Raw genomic sequence first — 4,984 nt, 5'->3', positions numbered from 1 at the left:
GGTATGTTACCCTAAGTTACGGAAACCCGTGCACTTGTACAACGGAATTCGTCGATTGTTCAAAAATAAAATGCTGATTGTTAATATCTTACGTTCCCGTTGATAGAAAATCAGCAAGCCCTAATTTAGCAAATAAATCATAGATAGAAAGTCCGCAAGGACTTTCGTAAGTAGGCTATAAATAGCAATGAATTATACACAATGTTGGGTGTAGTTTTTATTATTCGCTTATTCGTTTTTTCAAGTCCATTTGTTCGTGTAAAATTCTGGTAATTTCAATAGGATTCACATTCGATTTTCTATAGAATATTATATGTCGGTTTGCTTTTAGTCCGAAAAGTTCAGTTTTTATTCCGTCATAGTTTTTTCCTAATTCTGGATTGTCAGCTATATCTTGGCAAATATCAAGAAGCATATTGTAATATCTGTCAGCTTGATTTTCAGACCAATTCTCGAGCGTATATTCCCAAATTCCGTTCAAGTCCGCTACGGCTTTATTGGTCAGTTCATATTTAGCCATTCTTTTTGTGTTTGGCTTTTAATTCCTCAAGATTTTTTTTCGGGTCGAAATCGTGAGCAATTCCGCTGTCAATTCCTTCTTGAATTGCGTTTCTTAACGCTATTACTTTACTTTCCTCATTTTCCAATAGTCGAAGTCCAGCTCTGATTACTTCGCTAACGTTTTTGTATCGTCCAGCAGATACTTGTGTTTGCACAAACTGGTCAAAATAATTTCCTAAAGATATTGATGTGTTTTTCATTCCGATTCGGATTTATTCAAATATACCAAATTTTGGTAAATATTCAAATTTTCGGATGTGGCTGATAAATTACACCCAACGGTTCGGCTAAACGTTGTGCGGGGGCAAGGAAACCTTTCGTTTCCGTCTGCGCACGAAGCTAAAGCTTTTGGTTTTGCTTTTTCTTTTTTTTGTCCAAAGCTAAATCCCAAAGATTTAGCGACATCATAAATATACGCAGACCTTTCGATTTAGCCCAAAACCCCGCATTACGTTTAGGCATTGTTGGCAAAAGTTGCGATACGTTCGAGTAAGCACAGGCTCTTTGCGCAGATTACGTAACGATTGCGCCACGATTGGGGAACGATTACAATTCGATTGCGCAGATCGGAACGTTCTGTAACACGTTCGAGTAAAAAGTCCATTTGCGCAAACTAGCTAAAAAGTCCATTAGCGCAACTCCCGATACTTCGGGGGCGTTTTGGTAAGTCCATTTGCTCAATATTCAGCAATTTATACGCATTACAAACTCGAAAAAAGAATAGCGAACTTATTTGATGAGCTATTTTTGCCAACGGTAACGTATAAACGTAGTGCGGGATTAAAAGCACTACGCTTTCGGTTGTACCTTTAGTTTGTTAATATTCAATATGTTCAATTTTAGCACTTTAGCCCGCATTACGTTTATACAATGTTGTGAGCTGGCTTTTTTATGCACTTTTCCCTTTCGTATTGGGTAAGTCTATTTCTTTTATTGTTGTATCCTTACTCAAAGTCAAGATTAATTCAATAATTCTTAGATAGTCGGCTATTGGTATCGCATTTGACTCGTCAAGATTTGAGTTTTTCAAGTCCTGTAAAACTTCTGGCGTACCGATATTCCCTGCGTTTATGACTGTAACACCAATTTCATAAGAGTTCAATGTTTGTCTCAACGAATGTACTGCTCCACGTAATCCGAATTTGGAAGAAGAATTAGCCACTTCAGGACTTGGAAAGTTGTCTAATCCAGATAAAGCTCCCATAAAAACGACTTTTGCATTCTCAGATTTTTCAAGGTTTGGAAGTAAATACTTTACCACCTTAATTGGTGCAATTAAGTTGACTGATATTACGTTGTCAATATCCCGGTCAGTACTGGTTTTGAAATCATAATCGGATGTAAAAGCGTGTTCCTCCCAAGTCCCGCCAAGATATAATAGTCCGTCTATTTTGGTTTTCTCAAGTCCTTTAGCCAGTTGGATTATTTCTTCGTTTTTGGTCAAATCCGTTTTAATCCAATTTCCAACTTTCGGGTCTCTTCTGGAAACAGTAAATAGGTTTTCGCATTTGTCTGCCAAATATTCAGCAACTGCTTTTCCAAGTCCGCTACTTGCTCCAAAGACAATTATATTTCCGTGTTTCATTTTCGTTCGGTTCTTTTAGCTTGCTCACAACGGTTGGGCTAAGGTTCGTTGCTGTGATTCGTCCGAAGGACAATCCAGCCGAACCTAAAGATAGCTTTTTGCGCGTGATTTCCGTTTAGGAAATCCGCAAGCAATGAATTTTAGCCTTTGTTAGCATTTGTTGTTTCCGCACGATTGTGCCGTTACCTTTGCGTAGTTCTATATTTTTTAGTCCACCCGAGTAAAGTCCATCTGCACAAACTTGCTCAAAAGTCCGCAGTTATTTTTGTTTCTTTTTCTTCCCCTGTTTTATCATATATCCCGCCGCCCAAATAACTATTCCGCCCCAATAGAAAAGTTCATATCTCCCGGCAACCTTTGAAAAAAAACTGTCCTCGATTCGGCCGTTCAATATCATGAGAATAAATCCGATTACGATTAAAACCAACCCGTTGATTTCCAGAAAGTTCATTTTTTTCATTGTATAAATATTTTGGCGGTTAATTACTAGAAAGCCCATTTTGCGGAATTTTCAAATCCAATGAAATGCTTTTTCACAATAAATGCTAACGTTAAATGTATGATCAGTACGGCCTTGAAATCCGCAGGATTTCGGCCCGTACGCTAAACATACTAAAAATGCGTGGATTTTCCACCGGAAAATCGCCCCGTATTGATCATACATATTGTTAGCGAACGTGTTGCCGCGCCGACCTTGGCCCTGGCACCGGAACATTTATGGAAGTCCCCTACCCTTTTAAAATGGTTTCTTTTTTCGGTCAACCGTAGTTTGCGGGCAAGCGTTTTTGGCCGGCGGAGCTTTCCCGAGCTATTGCGGACAAGCCGCAGGTCGTCCTGCGCAACGATCCCGCTGGAGTGTCAGGTCGGCCAGTGCGGAACTTTGGCAAGCCCATTTTCCCTAAAATGCCCGGAGATGGGCAATGGACCAGGCCCGAAGAAACCATTTTAAAAACGCGGCCCTGCCCGAGCCATGCTCCTTTTTTTTTTTAAACTATTCGTCTCGATTGCACCCTGATTGGAAATTTCTGGCAATATGTTTGCTAACGGTTTTGTGTATGGCTCGTTGCGGAAAATCAGCTATGATTTTCCGCCGTAACCGAAAGATAGCAAATTGCAATGAATTCCGATTAGGAATTCAGCCGCAATGAGCTATACACGTTGTTCTACGCAGTTTTTATTCATTCATTATTCTTAAAGTCAAATCTACGTCAGTCAATTTATCTATCACATTTGCCTCCTTAAAAAGTCCCTGTTTTTCTTTTAAAGATTCTTTTATGTAATTATCAAAATCAGATTTTGTAAATAACGTTATCGGAAAGCCAAAAACGTGTCCAAGAAATTCGATTTCAACAAACTGTTCGTTAGAATATAAGTATTTCATTCGGTCAAAGAATAGGATAGGTGTTTCCGCTTCTCTGTCCATCATAAGCATTATTCCAGCGACTCTGGTAAAATATAAGACTGTCGCAGTTCCTAATCCATATCTTGCAAAATTTCTGATAACATCATATTTAGGCTCAAACCCTTTGCCAGTTTGCCTATTCATTTCCTCCAAGTACATTTTGTAAAGTCCTCGCTTAAAATAATGGCTCAATTCTCTTTGAAATGATGTGTTTAATCGAAATGAAGGTTTAACAACAAGTCTCGGCTTTCCGTTCCGCTCTTTAATGTCAAAAAATCTTGATTTAAACCTACCGACTTGACGCTTTTGTTTGGTTCCCATCATTAATCTTCTCCGAGTAATGTTGAAAGTTTCCTTTAAAGCTTCTTCAATCGAATAGTTTACCTCTTGTTTATTTCCAAAAAACGAATTGCAATCGTCACAAACATTTTTGTTGTAATTCTGTCCGCCTAATGATTTAGGGATGGTGTGAGCTTTTTTCTTAAAGGTAACTTTCGGCTCTTCATTGAGACACCAAAGACATTTTAATTTCATTCATTTCGTTGGTTTGGTCAAATTGCGTAGAACGGTCTAGTGTATGATTTCGTTGCGTGTTTAAGCACTAAAGTTAGCAAATAAATCACAGATAGAAAGTCCGCGAGGACTTTCGTAAGTAGGCTTTTACTAGCAATGAATTATACACATTGTTGAACTAAACCTAAAGGTAGCTTCAAGTCTTCACCATTCACTACCTTTAAGAACTGTTTAATCTTAACACCTTGAAATTATGAAAAAAAAGTAGTACCCTGATCGAGCGGGCCTGCATCGAGGTTCCCGAGTTTGCCCTGAACTTCCAAAAATTGGAGCGCTCCATTGAGCTCTCGGGCAAGAGCCAGAGCACCCTTGCCAACTATGCCCGTTGTCTTGCGCACATGGCGATGCACTTCAAGTGCGGCCCCCTTTCATTGGACAGGGAACAGGTCTTGGACTATCTGCACCATCAAAAAAGGCGTCACAAAACCCCTTCGGAGAGTTTTTTCAAGCATACCGTCCATGGTCTTCGGTACCTGTACCGCATCTATGGGCTGCCCGAGCACCGGGTGGCGCTTCCCTCGATAGAGCGGCCCAAGAAACTCCCCGTGGTCCTGAGCAGGGAAGAGGTAAAGCTATTGTTAAAAACCCCCAGGCTACAGAAGCACCGTTTACTATTGGCGCTGCTCTATGGTTGCGGTCTTCGCAACGCCGAGCTGCGCAACCTGCACATCAGGGATGTGGACATGGACAGGAAACGGCTCCATATCCGCCAGGGCAAGGGCCGCAAGGACCGCTATGTTCCGCTTTGCGACCTGCTCATCCGCGGTATACGGATCTATCTTGCGGCGGAGCGTCCGGTGCAATGGCTCTTCAATGGCAACGATAGGGAAGGCAGGCCCGTCGCGCTGTCCGCCAACGGCGTA

At 40.9% G+C, this 4,984-nt stretch carries 6 protein-coding genes; 1 reads left to right on the top strand and 5 read right to left on the bottom strand.

Features of this window, described 5'->3' with window-relative positions; translation table 11 throughout:
- Positions 1-220: 220 nt before the first annotated feature.
- The 5 genes from ACKWCC_RS19015 to ACKWCC_RS18995 form a co-directional block, all read right to left on the bottom strand.
- A complete protein-coding gene (locus tag ACKWCC_RS19015) occupies positions 221-520 on the bottom strand; it encodes a type II toxin-antitoxin system RelE/ParE family toxin (RefSeq protein WP_413997554.1) in 300 nt (99 codons plus the stop codon).
- Entirely contained in the window at positions 513-761 is a 249-nt protein-coding gene (locus ACKWCC_RS19010) for a type II toxin-antitoxin system ParD family antitoxin (protein WP_413997553.1), read from the bottom strand. The genes ACKWCC_RS19015 and ACKWCC_RS19010 overlap by 8 nt, the downstream gene beginning before the upstream one ends.
- Positions 762-1,450: 689 nt before the next feature.
- A complete protein-coding gene (locus tag ACKWCC_RS19005) occupies positions 1,451-2,146 on the bottom strand; it encodes an SDR family NAD(P)-dependent oxidoreductase (RefSeq protein ID WP_413997552.1) in 696 nt (231 codons plus the stop codon).
- A 259-nt stretch (positions 2,147-2,405) separates the two neighbouring features.
- A complete protein-coding gene (locus tag ACKWCC_RS19000) occupies positions 2,406-2,606 on the bottom strand; it encodes a hypothetical protein (RefSeq protein WP_413997551.1) in 201 nt (66 codons plus the stop codon).
- Positions 2,607-3,320: 714 nt separating this feature from the next.
- Positions 3,321-4,082 (bottom strand): HNH endonuclease, encoded by a 762-nt coding sequence (locus ACKWCC_RS18995; protein WP_413997550.1) that lies wholly within the window; start codon positions 4,080-4,082, stop codon positions 3,321-3,323.
- 305 nt (positions 4,083-4,387) lie between these two features.
- Here ACKWCC_RS18995 and ACKWCC_RS18990 point away from each other — a divergent pair.
- Positions 4,388-4,984 (top strand): tyrosine-type recombinase/integrase (locus ACKWCC_RS18990; RefSeq protein WP_413997549.1); only part of this gene is annotated, 597 nt, incomplete at its 3' end.

The organism is Maribacter aquimarinus (genome assembly GCF_047345505.1).
Classification (GTDB): Bacteria; Bacteroidota; Bacteroidia; order Flavobacteriales; family Flavobacteriaceae; genus Maribacter.
The sequence above is the reverse complement of the archived record's forward strand: the minus strand, read 5'-3'. Positions and strand labels throughout refer to the sequence as shown.

Coding starts and splice junctions, on each gene's coding strand:
- ACKWCC_RS18995 (WP_413997550.1), bottom strand. CDS start 4,082: ATGAAATTAAAATGTCTTTGGTGTCTCAATGAAGAGCCGAAAGTTACC.
- ACKWCC_RS19015 (WP_413997554.1), bottom strand. CDS start 520: ATGGCTAAATATGAACTGACCAATAAAGCCGTAGCGGACTTGAACGGA.
- ACKWCC_RS19005 (WP_413997552.1), bottom strand. CDS start 2,146: ATGAAACACGGAAATATAATTGTCTTTGGAGCAAGTAGCGGACTTGGA.
- ACKWCC_RS19010 (WP_413997553.1), bottom strand. CDS start 761: ATGAAAAACACATCAATATCTTTAGGAAATTATTTTGACCAGTTTGTG.
- ACKWCC_RS19000 (WP_413997551.1), bottom strand. CDS start 2,606: ATGAAAAAAATGAACTTTCTGGAAATCAACGGGTTGGTTTTAATCGTA.